Below are 25,374 nucleotides of genomic sequence, written 5' to 3'. Positions count from 1 at the left end.
AGGCTACCGCAGAGGCGCAGAGGACACAGAGGAGGAGAGATAGAGAGAATTTAAGCGTTCGCCCTTGGCGTTGGCGAAGCCATCGCTTTTTGGTTAGAGCATTTGCTACATCTCAAATTTGAGTAAAAATGAAGTTATTTAACAACTAAAATCCTATGGTTACTCTTGAACTCAGACAAATTCGAGTTCCACCAGGGCAAAGAATAATACTGGAAGATGTGAGTTGGCAAGTATTTGAAGCAATTCTCAACGAGTTAGGGGAACATCGCAGGAGCCGAGTAGCATACAGCCAAGGAACTTTAGAAATTATGGCTCCATTACCAGAACACGAACGATCTAAGGTAATTATCGGAGACTTGGTGAAAGCTTTGTTAGATGAACTCAATCTGAATTGGGAGTCTTTAGGTTCAACCACCTTTAAGCGAAAAGATATAAGTGCAGGTATCGAACCAGATAATTGTTTTTATATTCAAAATTATAAGCTAATGATTGGCAAAGACAGGATTGATCTAACTATTGATCCTCCTCCTGATTTAGCAATTGAAATTGATGTCACCTCTAAAACCCAAATTAGTGCTTATCAGGCGTTGAAAGTACCTGAAATTTGGCGATATGAAAGCAAAAACCTAGAAATTAGCTTGCTGCAAGGTGAGCAATATGTTAAGTCTCTTATCAGCCCCACATTCCCTACTTTTTCTATTACAGAACTTATTCCTCGGTTTGTGGAAATGGGGCGAACTATAGGAATGAGTTCAGCACTTAGAGCGTTTCGATAATCGATAAGAGAACAAATACAAGACAGCTAAGGTAATAAAATTCGCGGGTACACAAATTCTCGTTCGCTAATGTAAAATCAAGGTTTTGCCTGGGTAGAAGCGATTTATAACGCCCTTTTAAAGCATTTCGCGCTTTACTTAAAGAACGGGAATTAATCTAGAGCAATTGTGACCGAATTTAATTTACAAATCCAAGAAAATAGCGATCGCTCCGCCAACGCCAAGGGCGAACGCTTCTCAACTCCACTGGAAGATGCTTTACCTAGCTTGCTTCCCCTTAAGAGTACAATACACTGCGTCAACACCAAAGGCGATCGCCTCGACCGTTACCTTTCTCAAGAATTACCAGACTTATCACGTTCTCGCATCCAACAGTTAATCGAACAGGGTAATGTCCAACTTAACGATCGAGTCTGTACCTCCAAGAAGATCAATGTCAAGGTAGGCGATCGCATCACTCTCGAAATACCAGAAGTTCAACCTTTAGAACTGCAAGCAGAAGACATCCCCTTAGATATCCTTTACGAAGACGATCAGTTACTTATTCTCAATAAACCCGCAGGTTTAGTTGTCCATCCTGCGCCCGGCCATCCAGATGGTACTTTAGTAAATGCTCTATTGGCTCACTGTCCTAATTTACCAGGAATTGGCGGAGTTCAGCGTCCAGGAATCGTCCATCGATTGGATAAGGATACAACAGGAGCGATCGCGATCGCTAAAACAGATATTGCCCATCATCATCTACAAGCACAACTGAAAGCAAAAACTGCACGGAGAGAATACTTGGGCATAGTTTACGGTGCGCCAAAAACTGAAAGTGGCACTATCGACTTGCCAATTGGTCGCCATCCCCAAGACCGGAAAAAAATGGCTGTTATGCCTGTTGAACAAGGCGGACGAGTTGCCGTCACTCACTGGAAAATATTAGAACGCCTTGGTAACTTCACCTTAATTCACTTTCAATTAGAAACTGGACGCACCCATCAAATTCGTGTCCACAGCAGCAAAATTGGTCATCCCATTGTCGGCGACCCAGTTTATAGTTCTGGCCATTCAGTGGGAGTAAATTTACCTGGTCAAGCATTACACGCTTGGCGACTCAAATTGCAGCATCCCCTATCTGAAGAGTGGATTGAAGTGACAGCTACTCCTCCCGCTCACTTTACAAAACTTTTAGAGATGCTAAAAAGACGAACTACACTTTAACCTCATTCACGCCTGAAACTACTATGTTAAATTCATTTTGATGGTTAGAAGACGCGATTTATCGCCGTCTCTACAAGAAATTTATCCGTCAATTAGTTCTTGACAACATAGTAATACTACCCCCGTTTTAAACACATTGAGCATTGATAAAAACCATACGCAATGCCCATTAACAACTAGCGTGCATTAGACATGGGATAGAGTTTGTTTCACTTAGTTATATCTAAATAAAACTCCTACATAACCCAAGACTTATGCACGCTATAAAACGAGCGAATGGATGTACTAGCCAGCCACCGACCAAAAATTGTTATTTAATTCCTGCCAGTTGCCGATAAGGTACAGACTTTTCGATATCGATGTTGTATGGCGAGATCCGTTGTGGAGCATTGCCAGTTGCATTGATATTTTGTGCCATACCCAGGAATAGAGATGGATCTCCAGCCTTTGCTTTTTGCTCTTGTGGAAGGAATCTGCGTACTTCGACCTGCCAAATGATTTGGGGGAAACCCAATTTGGCGCGGTGATAATCTTCGTATCGCGGAGATTTGATGTTGAATGGCAACTCACCCGCAGATTGGGATGGCAGTATCCGACGGCGCTGATAAGGCACTGTGGAATATCCAAAATTGCTCAGATACTCTTCAGTATTGAGCACTTCATCAATAAAGCCTACAATCCCTTTGGTTGCGACTACAATTGACCAAGCGATTTTTTCCCGCTCGTTGTATGGATCGCGTCCTAGAACCCGCTGAATTACTTGCTCAACAAAGCGATAATTATTGTTGAGATCGTAGAAGCTTTTCTTAAAGGTATTGGAAAGGACTAACCCACGAATAAAGTCCCGTACTGTAATTTGTCCATTACGGAGTTGAGACTCTAAATATGTTTCGCGATCGGCAGCAAAGGCATAAAAGAAGATTTGACGATATGCTGCTTCAATCAGATCGCCTAAATCTGACGGAGAAAGTATATTGTCTGTAGTGAAAATCCTGGGTTGTTCATCACCAGGTACTTCGTATCCAGCTACACGCTGATTTTGACTTGAAGGTTCATATTCTAACAGAGGAAGTGGCACTCTAAAGCCTCCATGTTCTTAATTAAAGTTAACAACTTTTAATCACATATTAAGGGAGTAGTTGTATCAGAACTTCAGATTCTGATAAAATTTCACGAAACTTAACTAAGGGGATTTTAAGTATTCGTAGGATAAATGATTAGGCTGCTGGATTCAACCCATAGCTAAATTAATAAATAGGAAGTTGATCTGCCAGCTTAATAACTACGTAAATGACTAAAAAATTTTATTCACATATTTTAGATTAGGAGATTCAGTTTCACCTTTTTGAACTGAAGCAATAATTTTTAACATTTAGTAAAACAAATTAATGGAGCATTGGGCATAAGGGGCAGAGGGAAAAATTTACTGCAACTTCCTCTGCTCCCCTGCTCCCCTGTTCCCCTGCTCCCCTGCCTCCTGCCTCCCTCAGCAACCTATCCAAAACTCCAGGGGATCTATGGTTGATTTACAGTAAGGCCAACTACGCAAAGTTGCTTCCATTCCTTCTTCCCAGGAGGGCGGTTCCAATCCCAGTCCTAAGCATAGATGAGATAGGATGCTAGCAAATTGCTCATTGTGACCAAACTCTCCTAGATGGGCATGGGCGTATTCATGGACGACTACACCAAACCAATCTCTAGGTGCAACTCGACCAACATCTACCAGAATAGTGATTGGGTTTGTGAGAATGTTGCACAGCCCATCTATACCGAAGGATTGAGCTATAGGGACTGCAAAAATTTGGATTTGGCGACGCTCTTGGGGATGAAAGCACTCATGACAAACTTCCAGATAGGCGTTGATCTGAGCGTTGACGACGTTAATATTCTCGCCGATCCAAGTGCAAATGGGGATGCGATCGCGCAGGTTATCAAACACATCCACCATACCCGGTTCTAGGGCAAGTCCCTGTACCAGACGCAGATAATCTTGCCCACGAGTAAAAGCATCGCTCTGCTTGAGATAATTCACCAGCCCAAAACTGAATAAAACTGTCTTTTTTCCAGAACATCCGTCCCAAGTTTTTCTGTTACTCCTTCTGGGCTGGAAACCTCAACAGAAGTTTCAATGCGGCTTTCACTACAAAATGATGCGGTGCTAAAGCCACCAAACCGTTTGACTGTACTGGTTCTTAGTCGCATATTTGGGCTGGCGAACCAGAATCGCTCAATGGAACTCATTGTTTCGTATTCGGTTGTTAACACTAGTCCATCTTCATCATCCATGTGAAAAAGACCGACTACAGGTACTATTTCGGCGTAACCTCTTTCGCGGAGTAATTTACCTTGCCTTGGGTTATCGCCATCAGGCACGATCGCAAATATAGTTTTCCCCTGATGATTCTCTTCACCCTCTCGATCCCAGGCCATTGTTCCTAGCCAACGCACACGCGAACCACCGACTGAAAGGCTGGGGTCAATCTCATGATACTGGCACAGTTCAATGATTTCTGGATGATCGGCATCGAGAGTTTCTACCTGTATATCCGATTCTCCTATCTCTGAGCGCTTGAACGCCAGATGATGAGTTGCACGTTGCGATCGCCACTTACCAGCACTTAGCTGAAAAAATTCCATTGCGTCTATCAATCTTCTGACTCCTACTTATTGCTCCTGCGGATGATGTTTTACGAGTTCTTTCTTTTTAGAGTAGTTGGTATATAAACATTCTAAACATTACAGCGATTAGCGGCCAGCTTCAATAAACACCCTAAAGAAGGATATGTAGAGGTGTTGTCATCCAATTGTAAACTTTTATGAGTGTGATTTCTTATAGCTTGACAATGTAGACATTTTAATATCCAAGTGCTAGACTAATAGAAAGCGATCGTCTTCCACTAACAACAAATACCTTTCGATTCAATCAATCACAGGAGTGAATGATGGACTTTCCAGTCGAATTAACTTTAGAACAACAGTTTCGCTTACAAAATTTAAAAGACCAGGTAAAAAGTTTGAGTCAACAAGAGGCTCAAGAATTTTTACTAGAAGTTTTACGGCAGATGATGGTAAAAGATAATTTGGTCAAACATCTGTTAAAACAAGCTTGATCGAGTAAAAAACAAAATTTTTCCTTAAGACTTACGCAATGGCAAAGTTCCACAAAATTGCGTAAGTCTTAATTTTTGGGCATTGGGCAAGGCATTTGCTGAACAACCTACCAGCAGACTTGTTGCGTTTGACTAAAGATTGCGGGATTTTGTCGAGCTATTTGCATCACCAAGGAACGGGAACAAGCGTTTTCGGCAATTCGGGATGCAATTGCTACTGGCGTTAGAGATTTTCGGCGTTGCTTTTAGGCATGACTGGGCTAAGGTTGGGGGTTAAGTCTCTATTAGACCTCTTGCAAAAAGCACTTTTGCAAGAGGGGGAAAAGGGTAAAGGTTAAAGGGAAAGGGGACAATACAGAACCTTTCCCCTTTCCCTTTAACCTTTTCCCGACTTATGCAAGAAGTCTATTGGACTCAACACAGAAGCGCTATATCCTCCATACCTAAAATAAATATTACAGATTGTTACTTTGTCTCTCATAGTAAAGACTAGGGTACTGTCGATCCCCTATGTTTTTGTTTGGCTACTCACAGTTAACCTGATCGAGAACACGCCAAAAATAATATCCGCCATTTGTGAATATTAAGGAGAACTCATGGTTCTTGATGCTTTTTCCAGAGCTGTAATTGCGGCTGATGCCAAAACCGCTCCTATCGGTGGTGCTGACTTGGCAGCCCTGAAGTCTTTCATCGCTGAAGGCAACAAGCGCCTTGATGCAGTGAATGCGATCGCCAGCAACGCTAGCTGCGCGGTTTCTGATGCTATTGCTGGGATTGCTTGTGAAAATACAGGTTTGCTACAAGCTGGTGGTAACTTGTATCCCACTCGCCGGATGGCTGCTTGCTTGCGTGATGCTGAAATCGTTCTGCGCTATGTAACCTACGCTTTATTGGCTGGTGATTCTTCCGTATTAGACGATCGTGCTTTGAACGGTTTGAAAGAAACCTACACAGCTTTGGGCGTGCCCACTGGCTCTTCTGTACGGGCTTTCCAAATCCTGAAGGCTATCAGCGTCGCTCACATCACCAACACCAACACTGAAGCTAACGCTGGTAAAAAGTTCCGTAAACAAGAAGTTGTTCAAGGCGACTGCTCTGCTCTAGCTGCTGAAGCTGCTAGCTACTTCGATCGCGTAATTTCTGCTTTGAGCTAATCGCTCATGGCTAAAGGCTGTTAGCCAAGCAAACTGAAATTAAAACTCGATCAAATCTAACCTGGAGTATAAAAAGCAATGAAATCAGTTATCACTACAGTTATTGGATCTGCTGATGCAGCAGGTCGTTTTCCCAGCAGTTCCGATCTAGAATCCGTTCAAGGTAGCATTCAGCGTGCTAATGCTCGTCTAGAAGCTGCTGAAAAGCTAGCTTCTGGTATCGATAACGTAGCTAAGGAAGGTTATGATGCTGCCTTCAAGAAATATCCTTACCTGAGCCAAGATGGTGAAGCTGGCGACACTCAAGTTAAGAAAGACAAGTGCCTCCGCGACATCAAGCACTACTTACGCTTGATCAACTACAGCTTAGTTGTGGGCGGCACTGGTCCTTTGGATGAGTGGGGTATTGCAGGTGCTCGTGAAGTTTATCGCTCTTTGGGTCTGCCCACCGCTCCCTACGTTACCGCGTTGACTTATACTCGCGATCGCGCTTGCTCTCCTCGCGACTTGTCTCCTCAAGCGTTAGTTGAGTTCCGCTCTCTTCTTGACTACGTAATCAACTCCCTTTCATAGTAATAGGGATTGACTAGACGTAGACGAGCGATCGTTATACTCTAAAACTCAGGGACTCTCAGTCCGTTGCTTTGCCTGTATCAGGTTGAGTGATTGACCAAGAGTCCCTCTGTTGTTAATAATTCGTAATTAATGATTGGACTTCTTGCAGAAGTGGGGAAAAGGGTAAAGGTATGAAATTTTCCCTTACCCTTTAACCTTTAACCTTTCCCCAACATCTTGGCATTTGTTACTTTTGCAAGATGTCTATTGAATTTGGGGGATTTAAACAGGGAAGTTTTCTTTTATGACAATAGATTCTTTATTTGCACAGTTAAAACACCCCAACCCCAATTTGCGGGAACGAGCCATGTGGGAACTGGCTGATGTCCGTGATGAAAATACCATTCCTCGGCTGATGGGTATTTTAGATGAAGAAGATGTCACCTATCGTCGAGCTGCGGTAAAAGCACTGGGTGCTATTGGTATAGATGCTGTACCGCTACTGGTAGAGTCATTAGTAAATAGTGATAATGTGACCATTCGGGGTAGTTGTGCTAAAGCTTTAGCACAGGTTGCTGCTAATCATCCCGATGTTCCCTTCCCAAATGAGGGCTTACAGGGATTGCAAACAGCGCTCAATGACCAAAATCCCGTTGTTTATATCGCATCAGTAATGGCATTGGGTGAGATTGGTTCTCCCGCCTTTGAGATTTTGACTGAAGCTCTGAAAACAATAGATAATGTTGCCGTGGCTGTGGCGATCGTCAATGCACTCGGTTCGATGGGTGATATCCGAGGGGTAGAAGTACTGACGGCATTGACAAATGATGAATCTATCGATCCGTATGTTCGAGAGTCAGCGGTGAGTGCTTTGCCCCGATTAGATCAAGTGATTAAATATAAGAGAGAGTAGCGATCGCTCTTACAACTACTTTTATTCCCAAGCTTCTTCCTCTAACTGCCTCTCAATTTGAGAAATCGCCAACTTCATCACTGCCTGAACCCCCGCTTCTTCTTCCTCAGTTAATGCGGCTTGCAGGGGTTCTAAAGCAGCAGCGTCGCCAATCTTCATCAATGCCAAAGCTGATGCTTTTCGAGTTTCCCAATCGGGATGATGTAGTAATTCAACAAGGCTAGGAATTGCCGAGCGATAGGTGAGACTACCCAAAGCTGCTGCGGCTTCACACCTGACAATTTCAGATGGATCGTTGAGGGCATTAATTAAAATATTAAATGCTCCTTCTTGAGTGCCTTCTTGAGCAATTTTAGCGATCGCACCCACCACCGCAGCCCGAACTTCAGCCGAGTCGGAGTTGATCTCTCGATATAAATGCTCCTTCGCTTCTGCCCCAATAAATCCTAACGCCCATACTGCATGACCTTTGGCACTTTCTGGATACTCGGTTGACGCTAAGATTTTCAGCAATGCTGGTACAGCTGCTTCACCTATTTTGGCCAGCCCCCCTACCGACGAGGTTTTGACCACCATATCTTCATCATTTAAGAGGGCATTGACCAAAGTGGGAACTGCGATCGGGTCAGCGATCAATGTCAAGGTTTTAGCGCTGGCTCTCCGCACAACTGGGTTGGGATGATTTGCCACAGCTTCCATCAATAAAGGGGTTGCTGGTTTGCCGATTTTACCCAAAGCCTCTGCAAAACTCAACCTAACCATGCCCCGTGAGTCTCCCATACTCTCAACCATCCGCTTTAGTAGCTCTTGGTCATCGGAGTTAAAGGTATTTAAGCTTAATTGCTCGCTCACCGCTTTAAATAAAGCGTCAGTTTCTGCATGGGACAGATTTAACGAATCTGCCCCGGATTGAGTTTCGGAGTTGAGCATATAATCTCTAGCTAAATTATCAAGACAAATGACTAGTTACTGCCACTCAGGGCAGCCTGCTGATTACGGAGTTCCTGGAGGGCAGAATCAATCTTGGCAAGCTCAGGCTCTAGTTTTGCCATAACGCTTACTCTCATCAACTTAGCCCGTTTTGCCGTTTCCGTAGTTTCTTGAACTAGACGTTCCCGATATTGCTCAAGTTCTGCAATCACTTCTGCTAAATCTTGAGCGGTTATGTTATTGGCTGTTGTGAGTTTAGAGGTTTCATCCATAAGTTTGGTTTCCTAAATATGTGTTTATATGAATGATGTGCGATTGATGTTCCCAAACATGCTTGTATTTGGTTACTCGCTAAAGACTAACATTTAGCTGTTACATAAAACTGAACAATTAGCAAGAGACAACTGAACTAATAGCTGACAAATGCATATATTATGATCTTCTCAGATCGCGTTACCACTGGTAAAGTTTTTTGACGTAAATCTTCAAAAGTTTAACCCAACTACATTCTGGAAAAAGATCGTGGAAACGACAAGAAACAACCCACTAGATATACGTCATATTAGTCCCACAGTAAGAGAGCTAATTAAGCAATACGCTGCTGTAAATAACTGTACGCAGGCGGAAATGCTAGAGCGTATTGTTTTAGAGTGGAACACTCAACAAAGTGACAGCGAACGACCATCAGGAGATGAGGATGAATAGCTTTTTTGTACAGTTTTTTTGAGGGCGATGATGCGGTTTTTTGGTTTGTTTGGCTCTACCTCGGCCAAACTTTGTTATTTTGGACTCGCCCCATCTAGGCTTCATCTTCCCAGTCCCCAATCACTAGTAGCCAGTCCCTAGTACGATAGTAAAAGTGACTTCAAAGCAATTATCCAAGAGCCATTTATAGATCAATGGATAAACGTTTTTTTAAAATGTTTGGGTTGACAGAAGAAGAAGCGATCGCAATTATCGATACACCATTAGAACAACTCGAAGACGCTTCTGATAAGTATATTGCTGTTTCCCATTTAATTAACTTCCCAACTGAGCAATCGATCGCGGCTTTGGTGCGGGCGATTGAAACTAGTAACCCTGATGAGTTAGACCACCGAATTGTCCGACGCAAAGCTGTGGAAAGTCTGGGGCGATTGCAGGCGCAATCAGCTTTACCTGTAATTCGGCAGTGCCTTAAAGATGATGATATTTATACTGTTGAAAATACCGTGTGGGCAATCGGGGAAATTGGCACTAAAGAGCCAGAAATTCTCGAAGAGGTAGCACAACTGCTTGATAAACCAGGTCAAATCTATCGAGTCATTATTCACACTTTAGCTAACGCTGACTATCAGCCGTCCCTAGAACGTGTACGGAAGTTTACCCAAATTGAGGATGAACCTACCCGTAGTGCGGCGATCGCTACAGTTTGTCGCTTCACGGGTGATTATTCCCAAATTACTGAGGTGATGGCGCTGCTGCAAAGTTCTAGCGTCAATGCACGACGCGGTTCTATTCAAGACCTGATTGATTCCCGCTACTACAAAGCCATCCCAGAAATTGCTCGTTGTCCAGTATCTCTGGTGTTTCGCTTGCGAGGATTGCGGATGCTTTTGGATGCAGGTGTTCCCAGTGGTGAAATTACCTTTACAGAAATTCAACCTTACTTAGAGCAAGTACTCTACGATCGTCCCAATGACCTCGATCTAGTACATGAGTATGATGCTACCCCTGTTCTAGATTTTGTGATTAACGAACTCTACGAAACCGATTTTGGACGTTGCTATTTAGCGACAAAAACCTTACTAGATATCTATCCACAGGAAGCACCAGCAGCACTCTTAACAACTTATGGCGACAAAGCATATAACGACTATGGCGCTCATTATCATGTGATGAAACTTTTCGGCTGGCTAAAATATGCTCCTGCTTACGATTTATTAATAGAAAACCTACACAACCGCGAACCTCAGTTTCAGAAATCTCGTGCGGCGTGTGCGATCGCTCTTGGTGAATTGGGTGATTCACGAGCAATTCCTGAAATCAAAATTTGCCTGAATACACCGATTTGGGATTTGAAATACGCTTGTTTATTAGCGCTAGATCGTTTAGGAGACTCCTCCGGTCGGGAAATTTGCACTAGCGATCGTGATTGGCTAATTAGGGCGAAAGCAACGAGTAATCAATAGCGACTGGAAGTCGCGGCTACACAAACAAAGTCCGCCTCCGCAGACTAAGGAAAAATTGAGGTTTAAACCCACGGAGGCGGTCACTGAGCTTGTCGTTCGCGCAGCGTCTCGTAGAGAAGTGTGGGTTTTGCCTGTGTAGACGCGGTTTCTAACCGCCCTTTTACTTGCTGGTGCTAGTGACTGCTTCGTTTAAAACTAACTTTGGTTCTGGAGTCTCTTCTTCTTCTGGCAAACCGAAAATTGACCTGTACAACTTCACGTACTCCTTAGCAGATTGATACCAACTAAAATCTTCACTCATGCCCCGTTTTTGTAGTTCTTGCCATTGCGGTTTGAAACGGAAGCCTTCCCAAGCTCGGATCATACAAGTGAAAAGGTCTAGCGGTTCATAGCGATCGAAGCAATAACCAGTACCGGCAGCATTTTCAGGATCGTGATGGGTTACGGTGTCCACTAATCCACCTGTGCGGCGGACAATGGGTACAGAACCGTAGCGCAAAGCCATCATTTGACTAATACCGCATGGTTCAAAACGGCTAGGCATCAAGAAGGCATCAGTACCAGCGTAGATCCGGCGAGACAGGGCATCGTTATACAGTAAGTAAGTTGCCATACGTCCGGGGAAACGGGATGCTAATTGCCACATCTGAGTTTCATAGTAGCGATCGCCTGTCCCCAATAGCACAAACTGGGCATCTGTATAAGATAGGAAGCGATCGAGGATTTGCAATATCAAATCAATGCCTTTTTGTTCCACTAATCGGGTAACAATCCCAACAAAAAAGGCTTTGGAATTAACTTCTAATCCTAGTTCTTGTTGCAAAGCAATTTTATTAGCTTTGCGTTTATCTAAAGTATCAGCAGTAAAGGTTTGCTCAATATATTTGTCATTTTCTGGGTTATATACCTCAGTATCAATACCGTTGATAATCCCAGATAATTTACCGCTAATAAAGGACAGCAAACCTTCTAATGTTTCACCGTAAGTAGCTGTCTTGATTTGCTCGGCATAGGTGGGCGAAACTGTATTTACCTTGTTGGCAAATTGTACCGCCGCCGCCATGACGTTGTGTCCTTGCATATACCAGGGACACCAAGTAATTTTTTCTAAATACCAACGCCACGGCCCTTGATAAGCCAGGTTATGGATGGTAAACACTGTGGTGATATCAGGATCTTGGTGCATCCATACGGGAATCATTCCTGTATGCCAATCGTGACAATGGATAATATCTGGCTTCCAGTAATTCCAGGCGAACTCGGCTGCACCATTAGCAAACAATGTAAACCGCCAATCTTCATCATCTCCAGAATAGATGCGGCGCGGCATGAAGGACGGATGTCCAAATAAGTATAAGGGAACATCAGTACCAGGCAGAACACTTTCGTATACTGCGAAGTGCTGGAACATGGCATCTCCCCACCAGATTGGTTCTTGGGGAATTTCCATTTTGTCTGGCAGGAAGCCGTAGTAAGGCAAGAATATCCGCACATCATGCCCCATTTCTCTCAGGACTTTGGGTAATGCCCCGACAACATCACCCATTCCTCCTACTTTCGCAATGGGTGCTGCTTCTGCTGCAACAAATAGAATCCGCATGGTAATTTTTGCTTCCCTGAGTCTATATTGTCAAATTAACTTTCTGAAATCCCGACCAACGCGAATTGTCGCGTCTGGCACATATTTAGTGCAACGGCGATCAATTCTTATCTAATCACATTGGCTTGCCCAATTGCTTAGGAACCGCGCTGAATCACCGCAAAAATTTCTGATAAAATTTCTTGCGCTCCCTGTTGTCGCAACAGTTCTGCTAGTTCTGCGCCTAGTGCTTCGGCGTTATTGGCAAGTCCGGTAACGGTATCTTTGACGAACTTTTGACCATCTACACTGGCGACTATCCCGGTTAAGGTCAAATTCTCACCAGATATTTCTGTATTAACACCGATAGGTACTTGACATCCGCCCTCTAGAGAGCGAAGGAAAGATCGTTCGGCGAGACAGCGATCGCGTGTTTCGGTATGTTCAATTGCTTTGAGTAGAGATAACACTTCACTATCATCAGCACGGCATTCTATCCCCAAAGCTCCTTGTCCAACGGCGTGGAGGGAGATTTCTTTGGGTAAGATTTGATGAACGCGATCGCCCATTCCCAATCTCTCTAATCCTGCTGCTGCCAAAATCAAAGCATCGTATTCGCCTGCATCCAGTTTTGCCAACCGTGTAATCAAGTTTCCCCGCACATCCTTAAAGGTAAAGTGAGGAAAATGATGGCGTAACTGTGCTAACCGCCGTAGAGAAGATGTACCAATTACCGCACCTTCTGGCAACGTATCGATTTGTTTATCTTTGTGCTTTTCATGCACTACTAATGCGTCCGCTGGGTTTTCTCGTTCAGTAATTGCTGCTAACGTTAACCCTTCTGGTAAGTGAGTCGGCAGATCCTTGAGAGAATGAACTGCAAAGTCAATCTCTTGATTGATCATTCCGAGTTCAAGTTCTTTAGTAAAAAGTCCTTTATCGCCAATCTTAGCTAATGCTACATCCAAGATTTTATCGCCTTGGGTAGACATGGTGTGGACTTCAAAAGTGATATCAGGAAAGCTTTTCTGTAGTTGCTCTTGTACCCAGTAGGTTTGAACCAGAGCAAGTTGGCTTTTACGTGAGCCGATCCGAATAGTGCGTGGGGGACTAGAAACAACTGAAGTCATAAAACAATATATCAAAGGAGGCGATAAATTCACTCTCATCTAGACTACCGTAGTCAGGGACTCATGCGAATTTTGGATTTTGGATTTTGGATTTTGGATTACAATTCTTTACCAAAAGCTTGGTTGTGAAATCTCAAATAATAGAATTTTTATGCATTGAGGATATTGCGATCGCCATTGTGAGCGATCGCTACATCCTCAAGTTTCAGCTAGTACCCACCAAATTTTGGGAAATAACCAAATATAGTCAGCAAACTAAACAAGGCAATCAGTGCCAGTGTCGAAGCTAATAGCAATAACACCACATCTCTGTCAGAACTGCGTAAGAAGGTCTGTAAATTAAAAGGCTCAACCTGCTTTCTCGTCAAGGGAAGCGGCAATTTATCGCGATAATCTTCGCCATAACGAGCCATTCTGGCAAAAGGTAATTCCCCTAGAGAGTGTCCTTGTAAAATCCGTCGCCGTTGATAGGGGACTGTATTGTAACCAAAGTTACTCATATACTCCTCGCTATCCACCAAATCGTCGATAAACCTGTGCAGTCCTTTACTAGCTAGGACAATTGACCACGCTAGTTTTTCGCGTTCATTGTAAACCTCACGACCCAATAAGCGCTGTACGCATATCTGCACAAAGCGGTAATTGTTGTTGCTTTCGTAATTGAGTCGCCGAAATGCATCGGATATTGCTAATCCTCGAATGAAATCCCTAACTGTAATTTGACCAGTTCTCAGTTGTGATTCTAGACAGGTTTGGCGGTTGCTATCTAGCATCTGTTGTTCGTGGAAAATCTGGCGATAGGCTGCCTTAATTAAGGCATCGATTTCTAGTGATGATTGCAAATATTCGGCTGTATAAATTTTAGGTTGCTCGTCGCCAAGAATCTCATATCCAGATACACGGTGATTTCGAGATGAAGGGGAATAGCTTAACAAAGGAATAGACATATTAGAGCTATAAATTTGCAGGGATTGGGCATTATGTATGAGGCAAAACAGTTCCATTAGCGAGGCGTTGAGTCAGTTCCGAGTTCTGAAGATTCCCAACTCAGCACTCCTTAGGGACATTTGTTGCTCTTGTCTCCCTTATCTCCAGTTATTAGCCCTTTGAGTTGTAATTGCCGCAAAACTGACTAGTCGTATGCCAAATTTAAGTTCGTAGTAAGGACTTCAGTCCTTATTTTCTAAGCACTTTAGTGCTTACTACAAACCCTCAAGATTAACTTAGACATTGTACTAGTAGGCTGTAGTGGAACTTTGCCTACTTTTAATAAGTTGCTTAAGCAATTGAGATGTTAGCTGGATTTACGCATTGATGGGAGCGCAACTGAAAAGATGCCTAAAATTCAATTAAATTGCCCGACAACAATGGCAACTGCTAAAAAATAGGCAACGATACAACTCAAATTTCGCTACGAAACGGATAAACTTGCGATCGCTGATTTCACTTTGCTGAAACTACGACTCAAGAACAGTAATTTGCTCACTTCCCATAATATAGGAATTTCCTAAAACCTGTCTATATACAATTCTGATGATGGCTTTAAATTTTTCTACCGACTAACCAAATACCTTTGGAGTTGAGTGAGTCATTTGAAACAGGCGGCTAAAAATAGAGTTCTTTGGGAAGGTTTTAAGAACGATTAAAGGTTCTTGCCTTTTCTTGGTGGTATGATGCGATCGCATATTGCGCTGAACTTGTTCAATATCTCTAAAAAACTCAGCCCCAAAAGAGAAGTTGAAAATTTACAGGAATGCTAAGAATAATTTGCTATCTTCATTAGTTATCCAAGCTTAATTATTATACCTTATGAATCGTTCCGCCTGTTTAATCTTCAATCCTGTTGCGGGTCAGGGCGACCCAGATACAGAGCTAGCAGAAATTCGGGCAATATTAGAGCCAGAGATCGATCTAGATATTTATCTTACAACTGAAGAAATCGATGCCGATCAACTGGCATATCAAGCTGTAGAGCGAGGAGTAGATGCAATTATTGCTTCTGGGGGAGATGGTACTCTCTCAATAGCGGCGGCGGCTTTAGTGGGAACTGATATCCCCTTTGGGATCATTTCCAGAGGAACAGCGAACGCTTTTGCCACAGCTTTAGGAATTCCTGACACGATCGCAGGTGCGTGTCAGACAATTTTGCAGGGAGCAACCACCCATGTAGACGTAGCCTATTGCAACGATCGCCCAATGGTACTCTTGGCAGGTATTGGCTTTGAAGCTGAAACTGTAGAATTGGCAGATCGAGACGCCAAGAATCGCTTTGGGATGATGGCCTATGTTTTGGCAGGAATCCAGCAATTAAGAAGCTTACATAACTTTGATGTTGAAATTGAAACTGAAGATAGGATAATTAAAACTAGTGCCTGTGCAGTAACAGTAGCAAACGCCGCACCTCCCACTTCAGTTTTGGCTCAAGGCCCAGCAGGTCTGGTTTATGATGATGGGTTACTAGATTTAACGATTGTAGCTCCCGCTAACAAGGCAGGAGCGATCGCTGCCACATTTCATCTATTTCAAACAGCTTCGACAGGTAACGCTGTTGAACGAGATGATATTGGTTTCCTGCGAGCGAAACAATTTAAAATTACGACTAACCCACCACAAAAAGTTGTTCTAGATGGTGAAATAGTCGGCACAACACCTGTAGAAATTAAGTGTGTACCAGCAGGCTTAAGAATTTTTGTGCCATTAGTAGAAGAAGTTGAGCCGACCGAAAAACTAGAGGGACTCCCTAATCTAATTATTGAGATGAAAGATACAGCAGAAGAATGAAGGTATGGGGCATGGGTCATAAGAGGCAGAGGTGCAAAGGGGCAGAGGGGCAGAGGAGAAAAATTTACTAAAAACTAAAACTTCCCCTGCTCCCCTGCTCCCCTGCCTCATTCTCCTGCTCACCTTCAATTGAAAACTCAGGAGTAGGTTGCATTGAAACTTGTATCTGATCCAGCGATCGCTAAGAAAATTCGGAAAATGAATCAGCGGGTACGGTGGCAAGATCCGTTAATTGTGGAACGGGATATCGACCAAACTCGGCTGGTGTTGGAAGATGGTCAAACAGACGACTCTGAGTTCTCATTTTTAGTTGTCGGTGATAGTGGTTCCGGCAGACACAGAGGACACAATCCCCAGCGACAGGTGGCTGAACTTATGCTGCCCCATCACAACGAATCCCGTTTTATGCTGCATACGGGGGATGTGATCTATTTAGTGGGATCGAGTGAATATTACCAGCAAAACTTTATTCAGCCTTACCGAGAGTTTATCTCCGGCATAGGGCATCGCAAACGGATTGCTTATGACCAGATGGTTTTTAAGCTGCCCATTTTACCAGTGCCGGGAAATCACGATTACTATAACTTGCCGATTTTATTGAGCTTGGCATCCCTAACAACATTACCCATTCGTCACCTGTTGCGATCGCGGTTAGACCTAGATGTGGGTTTACATGGCTCAGGATGCGGTGACGCTTACGCAAAGGCATTTCTCGACTATCTGAAGGCGTTTCAGCTTCCAGAAGAGTTAGCCAGTCACTTAGACCGGCACTACACAGCCAAGACAGATACAGGTCGTTGTCTTTCTTATCAACCTGGGCAATTTACCCGCCTTCCCAATCGCTATTACACTTTTCGTTATGGCGGTATTGATTTCTTCGCTTTGGATTCTAATACCTTTAACGATCCACCACCGCTACCGAAAACAAAAAAAGGTAACGCCGATCGCAAACTCTTAGAAAAACGCCGTGAATACTTCGAGCAAGAAAAGCAGCAAATTATTGAAACCTCAGCCAAACTTCGCCCGGAAAATCCGAATGAAGCAGATCAATTAGATGACTTCCATGCCAAGATGTCACAAATTGAAGAAATTATTGTTGATATCGATAAACAACTAGCTACTAATAAAACAACGCTGACTGACATTGAACAACTGGATTGGCTCAAGCAAAGATTAATTGAATCTTGGAATAATCCTGAAGTTCGGGGAAGGATAATTTATTTCCATCATCCACCTTATGTAACTGAGGCGACGAAGTGGCAACAAGCGCAAACTTTAATCGTTCGCGATCGCTTGCGTGGCGTGTTGGATGCGGTAGCCAAAGAAATCGGTTCCTTAACTCAGGGTCGTCCTTTGATCGATTTGGTATTAAACGGTCACGCACACTGCTTAGAACACCTGGAAACGATGGATACGGGACACGCTGATTCTCATATCCACTGGATTGTTTGTGGCGGTAGCGGGTTTAGTTTGCGACGCCAACGGATTGAGGGAGCAGATTTGATGGAGGAGAATAGGTTAGTGGCGCGATCGCATCTGTTCATCGGTCGCAACGGTCAAGGTTTTCAGAAACGGCGACCTTATTCAGGTTTACGTATTGACGTTAAAGGTGATGGACAGCCCAAGTTTATTGTCCGTCCTTTGGTTGCCGAATGGCATCAGCGGCAATGGCATAATCGTGAACTTGAGCCACTTATTATCTAGTAATACTGCTATATTAAACCCGTAGAACTCCAAAGCGCTTTGTCTTTTATTTGTTGTAAGTCCCCAATGGGATTGTTTCGACTCGTACCAATTGGAAAAAAGAATGCAGCAAATAGACCATTTGTAGAGACGCGATGAATCACGTCTCTACCCAAGGATGTGTTGCAATCATTAATTGAATTGGTATCAAAATAAATGTAGAGACATCATATTACATATTACGTCCGACTAATTAGTTATAATTCTCAAATCTATGCAGAAAGCCTAAAAACCCTGCCGCTGTCCGGTCTTAATGGTAAGTCTTTAACCAGACAAAATATAAAAAATTAGAGACGCATTTATTGCGTCTCTAGAAAACACCTATTTAGCCTTCTTACGTGTAATTGCACCCAGCAAAAGAGTTGTTAGTTAAATTACTCCTGGGCCTCTACCACGGCTGTCACCTTTATCTGTCAACTTGCCTTCTTCGTCCTGATTAATTTCTCCAAGTTCTTCGATACGTTCTTCCGTATCTTCTGCCGCTTGCTGGCGTGCATCACCAGGTTCTTCGTAGTACATTTCTGGTTCAACTGCATAGTTATTTAACAAACCTTCTTTGTCTACGGTATAGCCGTCAGTGGTGCGGACACTTCCTGAATCGGTTTGATCGTCAGTAGGTGCATCTGCTTCCCGTTCTTCTGTGGGGCGGGTTTTGTAACGATCTCCTTCTCTTTCCATTCTAGCGGCGGTTTCAGCAGGGATAATGCCGCGATCGTAATTATCGACTTCCGCGCGATCGGATGAATCTGTATCTCTCTTAACTGCTTCATTAGCCATAATTTATGTCCTCGTTAAAGAATCTATTAAATAACTTCAAAAACTAGATTAGGTTGTTTTTCATCTCCGAACTACTATCTTGAGAAGTGACTTAAAATTAAAATAATGTTATATTCTCTATCTTTTGATGTATCCAAAAGACTAAAATGGAATCCGGTTAAATACTGTTTATTTACATTTCTTGGTAGAACAAGGGTTTTAGTTGAGTCAATCTAACATTAAAAGGGCAATTAGAAACTGCAACTATACAAGGGTTTACCCAATTCCGTAGAGGCGGATGAGAGTTGGCGTAGCTGCGAATTCTATTTGCCCGTGTAAATCTTAGTTTAATGGTTAGTAAATTTACTCGCCCACGAATTGGTTTTTCAGTAATTGAATTTCATCGGCTAATTCTTGGCGAGTTGAAGCCTTCAGTAGATAGCGGAAAACAAACCAACTGGTATAACTAATTCCAACTAACTCAAAAAGTGGTGAGAGTAGGGGAATATCATTGATTGCAGCTAGTGCCGCTAGTACTAACCTAGCTGTAACAATCGCCGCCAAAATTAAAGCAACGGTTATTAGAGGCTGCTTGTAGTCCTGAAAAAACCTACTAAAGTATTGGGGCAGTTGCTCTAAAAATTGAGAAATTTGTCTGCTAATTTGCTGCCATTGAGATTCAGGTTCGGGGGCTGGCGGTAACTTAGGCAAGTTTGCACTATCAGTACCTTCCAGTGCTAGCGTACCTTGTGATAAGGAAGCATTGATCGATTCACGTTGCTGTTGTTCGGTTTCCATAGTTTTTATGTTTGGTAACTACAAGACTTTGTATAACTGAACTGAGCATCAACAAATATAGTTATTAAGGTCGTCAGTTTTCAACTATTAGTGGCCAGTTAAATTTATTACTGACCACTTAGGTTTAGCAGGAGCATTTAAATCTCTTTATGCCTACCTGCTCGCTTGGATTTATTAGTTAGTTGCCCTAGTTAGTTACTTTGGCAACAGTTGCTTTCACAACTACACTATTGACACCTTTAATTTCCTTAGCTAATTTTTCAATTTTAGCCAACTCCTGCTGATTAGTCACAGTTCCGGCGACAGTTACAACACCACCGTCTGCGGCATTAACTGTTAGCTGACCCTTGGGTATATTAGCCTCCAATTTGGAGCGAACTTCACTTTCTAAGTCAGCTTTAGCTCTTTTTGTATCGCCGCCAGTGGTATTATTGCGCTGTTCGCGGGCGCGAATATCCTCATTGAGTTGTCTTCTACGAACTTCACTTTGCGCGTCTTTTTGAGAAGCTTCTGTTGTTTTTGCATTTGGTGTTTGGGGAGCCTCATTAGGATTGTTGGGTGCAGATTCACTTGTTTTAGAAGCGTTATCACAAGCAGCAACACCAAACAATAAAAGGCAACTAATTACGAAGGGGGTTAGCTTTTTCATTGGTTTAATTCTGAATCAGAAAGTGAAATCTATTGATATTTACGGCAAAAGTGAGGAGCAAGATTTTTTAGTCAGGAGCAAAGTTTTCAAATTATTGCTCCTGCAATTTTGTCTAATTAATGTGAGTGAAAACTACTTTAGGTTAAAGTACTTCATCACGACGATCGACAATAACTACAGAAGGATCGTTTCTATGAGGCTCTGTTGAGTAATTGGGGCGAATAGGATCGACTACTGCTGCGTCATGATGCGTTACTCGGTCGGAACCTGGGCGATAGTCACTAATTTCAGTGGCATCATAGATGGCAAATTCTTCAATACCTCGACGTTTGAGAATCGCTTCAGCTTGATGGATTTCAGCTTCCGTACCATCAAGAATTACTAAGTAGTCGCCTCTTTGGAAGCGATCGCTATATACTCGCGCCCTGTCTTCAGGAATTCCCAAGCCAACGAGTGCGCCTACAATACTTCCTGCTGCTGCACCGATCGCACCACCAGCTAATGTTGTCGCCAAAGCTGTTGCAACTGCACCACCTGCAATCACGGGCCCAATTCCAGGAATTGCTAAAGTTCCAAGTCCAACTAATAAGCCGGTCAAGCCGCCCAGAACACCGCCTGTAGCTGCTCCAGTTTTTGCGCCATCGTCTGCTTTATTACCAGTACCAACGTTTCTATCTACATCTACACCAGCGATCCCATGACCGTTTGTATCTTTGGCAATGATGGAGACTTGATTCAAGGAAAAACCTGCATCTCGCAATTCTGTAATTGCTGCTTCTGCATCTCGACGATGAGAAAATACCCCGATCGCCCGTTTCGCAACACCACTATGACCCACAGTAGAAGTTGGAGTCACATAACCAGTGGTTGCATTTGTCGCATCTGGGTGGTCGTAAATGCCAAACTCTTCCACACCCTGCTGATTTAAAATTGCTTCTGCTCTAAGTATTTCTGCCTCTGTACCATCGAGAATGACTAAATAGTGTCCTCGTTTAACACGTTCGTCGTAAACTCTGGCTCGTTCTTCGGGAATTCCTAAACCAATCAATGCACCAAGCAAACTACCAGCTACTGCGCCAATACCTGCGCCCGCGAGAGTTGTAGCTAAGGTGGTTGCTGCGGCTCCAGCCAACATAATTGGCCCGATTCCAGGAATTGCTAAAGTGCCAAGACCGACTAATAAACCAGCCAATCCGCCCAAAGCACCGCCTGTAGCTGCTCCGACTTTAGCACCTTCGTCAGACTGATCGCCAACGCGATCGCTCACATCTGCACCAGCAATATCGTCTCTGTCCCCATCTTGGGTAATGACAGAAACTCTGTTCATATCAAAGCCAACTTTTTTTAATTCATGTAGAGCATGTTCAACATCTCGACGATGAGAAAACACACCTACAGCACGTTTATGTAGACCTACTACCATTATTCTTTCTCCTCAGCAAAAATTAATTATTCACTAATTCATAGCTCGTAATAACCTTTATTAATACATTTTTCTGTTTTATTTTCATCAATCGCTTGGAAGAATTTTTACCTCTATCATTAGACATAGGTGGTTTTATCTAAAGTTAGTAACAAAATCTCAACTAAAAAATGTATTTTATTTTTATAAAATTTATATATCAATTATTATATTTTTGAACTATCTCAACAATAGTTGATAGCGAAAAATATTGTTTCTACCGCTTGATACTGTAACTTACCCTTTGATAGCCTGCTATATCAATAGATACAATTTTAGAAAATTTGTTTTTTTTAAATAAACTTTTATTAAGAAAGTTTTACTAAATCATAAAGTATACATTTTTCTATTTAGAAAAAATAAGAAAAATATTGATTTATTTAAATATGACTTTTGGCAAATCAACCTATTACCTAAGAAAGTGACAGCTTACATAAATGATAATTAAGCTGATAAATAAGCCATTTTATAAATGGGTATTTAATTGAGTAAAAGCGAGAAAATCCTATGTTTCAAGATGTTTTAACTGTTTTGGGATGGAATCGGCTACCTTTTGGATTAGCGCCGATAACTTTAGCTCAGGAAGTACTAACTCCAGAAGAAGCGTCAGTTGTTTTTTCTGGGCCTAAATTGTTGGTAGCACTGCTAGCTGGGGTTTTGATGGCATTTGCCTTTCAATTGTTATTGACAAACTTTTCAGTTGCGGTCGGAATTTCATCTTGGGAAATTGACTCAGATTCTGATGACGAGTCTGAAGGTTTGGGTAAGACAATTCGTAAAGGTCAAGCTAAAGTTGGTGCTTGGGCGTTAATAACCGTTAGCATTGCATTATTTATTGCTTGTTTTTTAGCAGTAAAACTTAGCCTAATCGAAAGCGCATTTTTAGGAGCAATTATTGGTGTAGTCATTTGGTCTACCTATTTTTCACTAGTAATTTGGTTAGGTTCATCAGCAGTAGGTTCTTTAATTGGTTCTATATCTAATACTGTTACTTCTGGTTTTCAAGCTCTGATGGGTACGGCAACTGCTGGCATCGGTGCTAATACTGCAAAAAAACAGTTAATTTCTACTGCTGAAGATATTACAGCCGCAGTCCGGCGGGAATTAACTTCAGGTTTTGATTCTGAAGGTATTAAAAATACCATCCAAAGTTCTTTAGGTTCTCTGCAATTGCCAAAGCTGGATATCAAAGAAATTCGGAGTCAATTTGACCAACTTCTTAAGGATACAGATTTACAATCTGTCGCTAACAGCGACCTCTTGCAAAATGTTAATCGCCAAACATTTGTTGATTTAATCAGCAGCCGTAGCGATTTATCTAAAGAAGATATCAATAATATTGCTGACCAATTTGAAGGTGCATGGCAACAAGCTTTAAATCGCAAAAATCCCACGGAACAAGTAATTAATTTACTCAAGTCCGCTACTCCTGAAGAACTTAATTCTGAGCAATTGGGCGAACGGCTTCAAGAACTGGTTACAATCGGAGGCGGTAATGGCAATGGTGTAATCAAACAAGCTATTAGGTATGGTTTAAGTGCAGCTGCACCAGCAGTTCTGGAACGGGTAAACCTTTCTAATATCGATGTGAACAAAATTACAACTCAGTTGCAAAAACTGAAAGAAAAAGTTCAAGATGTCGATGTCGAGCAAGTCACAGAACAATTTCAAAAGTTTAGAGAACAGGCGACCGAGCAAGTATCTGCAAAATTACCCATATCACTGGAAAACGCGATTAAGGCAGATGTAGAAGATTACATATTGCATTCGTTCCCTTGGCACTTTAACCGAATTACCTTAGTAGATGAATTTAAAGAAGTCATCTATGACGTAAATGCAGATCCGGCAACTGTGAGACGAGAGTTGGAAGAAATCAATCAAGAATATTTCACCAACTTACTAAAGCAACGCGGTGATATTAGCGAAGCTAGAGTGAAAGAAATTTCCGAACAAATGGAAAGCGATCGCCTGGAAGTTTTAGAAACTGTCAAACAGGCTCAAGCACGAGAACAAGGGCAAGATTTCCGCAGCCGCATCGAAGATTATCTGCGTTCGACGGGTAAAGACGAACTCAATCCCGAAGGTATTGAACGAGACTTTGGCAAGTTGCTGGACGATCCACAAGCTGGGTTTGAAGATTTAAGTAGCCGCTTTGGGCAATTTGACCGCGATACTTTTGTACAATTGCTCCAACAGCGTCAAGATATCAGCGAAGAGGAAGCTAATAATATTGTTAGTCAACTCGAACGCAACCGCGACAATCTCTTGAATCGTGCTAGGGAATTGCAAGAGCAAGCAAAAGCTAAAGCCGATGAACTGCGCCAAAGAGTTGAAGAATATCTGCGGAATACTAACAAAGACGAACTCAATCCCGAAGCTATCAAACGTGAGTTTAGAGTTCTACTAGACGATCCGCAAGCCGGAATTAGCCTTTTGCGATCGCGCCTATCCCAATTTGACCGCGATACCTTGGTACAATTGCTCAGTCAGCGTCAAGATTTGAGCGAAGAACAGGTAAACCAAACTCTCGATCAGCTCGAAGCAGTCCGAGATAGTATTTTGCAAGTACCGCAACAGGCGAAAGAACAGTACGAAAAAACTACAAAAGCGATCGCCGACTATCTCCGCAATACCAATTTGGAAGAACTTAATCCAGAAGGTATCAAAGCCGATTTGGAGAAATTACTCGACGATCCTCAAGCTGGAGCCTTAGCACTGCGCGATCGCTTATCTAATGTCGATCGAGAAACCTTGGTTAAACTTGTGAGTCAACGCGGTGACTTGAGCCAAGAGCAAGTTAATCAGATCGTCGATCGCGCTCAAGATGCCATTGGTGATATCTTGAGAGCGCCACGACGTTTAGCCAAGCGTACCACTCAACAAGCTTTAGATTTTGAAGCCAATCTCGAAGAATATCTGCGTAATACCAACAAAGAAGAACTCAATCCTGAAGGAATCAAACGCGATTTACAATTGCTATTGTCTTCTCCCCGCGCTGGAATTGGCAATTTAAGCGATCGCGCCTCAAAATTTGACCGTTCGACAATTGTGGCGCTATTATCCCAACGTGAGGATATCTCAGAAGAAGAAGCTAACCGAATTGTAGATCAAATTGATTCTGTTCGTAGCTCGATTGTCGAACAATTCCAGCAGATTCAGCAGAGAGTGCAATCAGTGCTAGATGGAGTTTTTGCGAAAGTCCGCAACTATCTCAACTCCCTGAATCGTTCCGAACTCAACTATGAAGGCATTAAGCAAGACTTTGCGAAAGTGTTCGACGATCCCCAAGCTGGATTTGAAGCATTGCGCGATCGCCTTAGTGAATTCGATCGTGACACCTTAGTTGCTGTATTGAGTTCTCGTGAAGATATTTCCGAGGCAGATGCCAACCGCATAATTAACCAAATAGAATCGGCGCGGGATGGCGTATTACAACGAGCCGAACGCATCCAGAAAGAAACTCAAAAACGCCTGAAAGCGATTCAAGAGCAAGCCAAAAAGCAAGCCGAAGAAACCAAGAAAACCGTTGCCAATGCTGCATGGTGGATATTTGGCACAGCGATTACTTCTCTTTGCGCCAGTGCGATCGCAGGTGCGATCGCTGTGACTGGGATAACTCTAGCTGGGTAAAATATCTGCATCATCAGAAATTTTGAGAAAT

Annotated in this window: 23 protein-coding genes; 11 read left to right on the top strand and 12 right to left on the bottom strand. The window is 42.8% G+C overall.

Features of this window, described 5'->3' with window-relative positions; all coding sequences use genetic code 11:
* Window positions 1-155: 155 nt before the first annotated feature.
* Both V7K53_RS28300 and V7K53_RS28295 read left to right on the top strand, forming a co-directional pair.
* Entirely contained in the window at window positions 156-776 is a 621-nt protein-coding gene (locus V7K53_RS28300) for a Uma2 family endonuclease (protein ID WP_335200789.1), read from the top strand.
* A 288-nt stretch (window positions 777-1,064) separates the two neighbouring features.
* A complete protein-coding gene (locus V7K53_RS28295; protein WP_335200850.1) occupies window positions 1,065-1,982 on the top strand; it encodes an RluA family pseudouridine synthase in 918 nt (305 codons plus the stop codon).
* 310 nt (window positions 1,983-2,292) lie between these two features.
* On the opposite strand, the gene V7K53_RS28290 is transcribed toward V7K53_RS28295, so the two are convergent.
* From V7K53_RS28290 to V7K53_RS28280, 3 genes are all read right to left on the bottom strand, one after another.
* Window positions 2,293-3,060 (bottom strand): phycobilisome rod-core linker polypeptide, encoded by a 768-nt coding sequence (locus tag V7K53_RS28290; protein WP_334840414.1) that lies wholly within the window; start codon window positions 3,058-3,060, stop codon window positions 2,293-2,295.
* Between the two features lie 408 nt (window positions 3,061-3,468).
* Complete coding sequence (locus tag V7K53_RS28285; protein ID WP_335200788.1) at window positions 3,469-4,014, bottom strand: hypothetical protein; 546 nt, start codon at window positions 4,012-4,014, stop codon at window positions 3,469-3,471.
* Window positions 4,011-4,628, bottom strand: a complete 618-nt coding sequence (locus V7K53_RS28280; RefSeq protein WP_335200849.1) for a phycobiliprotein lyase — start codon at window positions 4,626-4,628, stop codon at window positions 4,011-4,013. The genes V7K53_RS28285 and V7K53_RS28280 overlap by 4 nt, the downstream gene beginning before the upstream one ends.
* Window positions 4,629-4,921: 293 nt before the next feature.
* Here V7K53_RS28280 and V7K53_RS28275 point away from each other — a divergent pair, with 293 nt between their 5' ends.
* The 4 genes from V7K53_RS28275 (at window position 4,922) to V7K53_RS28260 (ending at window position 7,714) form a co-directional block, all read left to right on the top strand.
* Window positions 4,922-5,092 carry an NblA/ycf18 family protein gene (locus V7K53_RS28275; RefSeq protein ID WP_012410163.1) on the top strand — a complete coding sequence of 57 codons (171 nt, stop codon included), beginning with the start codon at window positions 4,922-4,924 and terminating at the stop codon, window positions 5,090-5,092.
* A 596-nt stretch (window positions 5,093-5,688) separates the two neighbouring features.
* Window positions 5,689-6,246, top strand: a complete 558-nt coding sequence (locus tag V7K53_RS28270) for a bleomycin hydrolase (protein WP_289795383.1) — start codon at window positions 5,689-5,691, stop codon at window positions 6,244-6,246.
* A 78-nt stretch (window positions 6,247-6,324) separates the two neighbouring features.
* Complete coding sequence (locus V7K53_RS28265) at window positions 6,325-6,819, top strand: bleomycin hydrolase (RefSeq protein ID WP_289795384.1); 495 nt, start codon at window positions 6,325-6,327, stop codon at window positions 6,817-6,819.
* 286 nt (window positions 6,820-7,105) lie between these two features.
* On the top strand, window positions 7,106-7,714 hold the full coding sequence (locus V7K53_RS28260) for a HEAT repeat domain-containing protein (RefSeq protein WP_335200787.1): 609 nt from the start codon (window positions 7,106-7,108) through the stop codon (window positions 7,712-7,714).
* A 21-nt stretch (window positions 7,715-7,735) separates the two neighbouring features.
* On the opposite strand, the gene V7K53_RS28255 is transcribed toward V7K53_RS28260, so the two are convergent.
* Together V7K53_RS28255 and V7K53_RS28250 are read right to left on the bottom strand one after the other, a co-directional pair.
* A complete protein-coding gene (locus V7K53_RS28255; protein WP_335200786.1) occupies window positions 7,736-8,644 on the bottom strand; it encodes a HEAT repeat domain-containing protein in 909 nt (302 codons plus the stop codon).
* 32 nt (window positions 8,645-8,676) lie between these two features.
* Window positions 8,677-8,916: a hypothetical protein gene (locus V7K53_RS28250; RefSeq protein ID WP_335200785.1), complete on the bottom strand. Its 240-nt coding sequence runs from the start codon at window positions 8,914-8,916 to the stop codon at window positions 8,677-8,679.
* Window positions 8,917-9,166: 250 nt separating this feature from the next.
* Here V7K53_RS28250 and V7K53_RS28245 point away from each other — a divergent pair, with 250 nt between their 5' ends.
* Both V7K53_RS28245 and V7K53_RS28240 read left to right on the top strand, forming a co-directional pair.
* Entirely contained in the window at window positions 9,167-9,349 is a 183-nt protein-coding gene (locus V7K53_RS28245) for a hypothetical protein (protein ID WP_094350501.1), read from the top strand.
* Between the two features lie 194 nt (window positions 9,350-9,543).
* Window positions 9,544-10,815 (top strand): HEAT repeat domain-containing protein, encoded by a 1,272-nt coding sequence (locus V7K53_RS28240; RefSeq protein WP_335200784.1) that lies wholly within the window; start codon window positions 9,544-9,546, stop codon window positions 10,813-10,815.
* A 160-nt stretch (window positions 10,816-10,975) separates the two neighbouring features.
* Here V7K53_RS28240 and glgA read toward each other — a convergent pair whose 3' ends face one another.
* The 3 genes from glgA to V7K53_RS28225 all read right to left on the bottom strand — a co-directional run bounded on the left by glgA (window position 10,976) and on the right by V7K53_RS28225 (window position 14,471).
* Window positions 10,976-12,415, bottom strand: coding sequence for a glycogen synthase GlgA (gene glgA / locus V7K53_RS28235; RefSeq protein WP_335200783.1), 1,440 nt, complete (start codon window positions 12,413-12,415; stop codon window positions 10,976-10,978).
* Between the two features lie 137 nt (window positions 12,416-12,552).
* Window positions 12,553-13,524, bottom strand: a complete 972-nt coding sequence (hemC, locus tag V7K53_RS28230; protein WP_335200782.1) for a hydroxymethylbilane synthase — start codon at window positions 13,522-13,524, stop codon at window positions 12,553-12,555.
* Window positions 13,525-13,733: 209 nt separating this feature from the next.
* Window positions 13,734-14,471 (bottom strand): phycobilisome rod-core linker polypeptide, encoded by a 738-nt coding sequence (locus tag V7K53_RS28225; protein WP_335200781.1) that lies wholly within the window; start codon window positions 14,469-14,471, stop codon window positions 13,734-13,736.
* Between the two features lie 862 nt (window positions 14,472-15,333).
* On the opposite strand from V7K53_RS28225, the gene V7K53_RS28220 reads away from it, so the two are divergent.
* Entirely contained in the window at window positions 15,334-16,305 is a 972-nt protein-coding gene (locus V7K53_RS28220; RefSeq protein WP_335200780.1) for a YegS/Rv2252/BmrU family lipid kinase, read from the top strand.
* Window positions 16,306-16,458: 153 nt separating this feature from the next.
* Window positions 16,459-18,009: a metallophosphoesterase family protein gene (locus tag V7K53_RS28215; RefSeq protein WP_335200779.1), complete on the top strand. Its 1,551-nt coding sequence runs from the start codon at window positions 16,459-16,461 to the stop codon at window positions 18,007-18,009.
* Window positions 18,010-18,417: 408 nt separating this feature from the next.
* On the opposite strand, the gene V7K53_RS28210 is transcribed toward V7K53_RS28215, so the two are convergent.
* From V7K53_RS28210 to V7K53_RS28195, 4 genes are all read right to left on the bottom strand, one after another.
* A complete protein-coding gene (locus V7K53_RS28210) occupies window positions 18,418-18,825 on the bottom strand; it encodes a hypothetical protein (protein WP_335200778.1) in 408 nt (135 codons plus the stop codon).
* A gap of 342 nt (window positions 18,826-19,167) precedes the next feature.
* A complete protein-coding gene (locus tag V7K53_RS28205; protein WP_335200777.1) occupies window positions 19,168-19,602 on the bottom strand; it encodes a CAAD domain-containing protein in 435 nt (144 codons plus the stop codon).
* Between the two features lie 187 nt (window positions 19,603-19,789).
* Window positions 19,790-20,251, bottom strand: coding sequence for a BON domain-containing protein (locus V7K53_RS28200; protein ID WP_335200776.1), 462 nt, complete (start codon window positions 20,249-20,251; stop codon window positions 19,790-19,792).
* Between the two features lie 142 nt (window positions 20,252-20,393).
* Entirely contained in the window at window positions 20,394-21,674 is a 1,281-nt protein-coding gene (locus V7K53_RS28195) for a general stress protein (RefSeq protein ID WP_335200775.1), read from the bottom strand.
* Window positions 21,675-22,220: 546 nt separating this feature from the next.
* On the opposite strand from V7K53_RS28195, the gene V7K53_RS28190 reads away from it, so the two are divergent.
* Window positions 22,221-25,343, top strand: a complete 3,123-nt coding sequence (locus V7K53_RS28190) for an MFS transporter (protein WP_335200774.1) — start codon at window positions 22,221-22,223, stop codon at window positions 25,341-25,343.
* The last annotated feature ends 31 nt before the right edge of the window (window positions 25,344-25,374 follow it).

The organism is Nostoc sp., assembly GCF_036917355.1.
Lineage (GTDB): Bacteria > Cyanobacteriota > Cyanobacteriia > Cyanobacteriales > Nostocaceae > Nostoc.
Note: the sequence above shows the minus strand (reverse complement) of the source record. Positions and strands in the feature narration are given on the sequence as shown.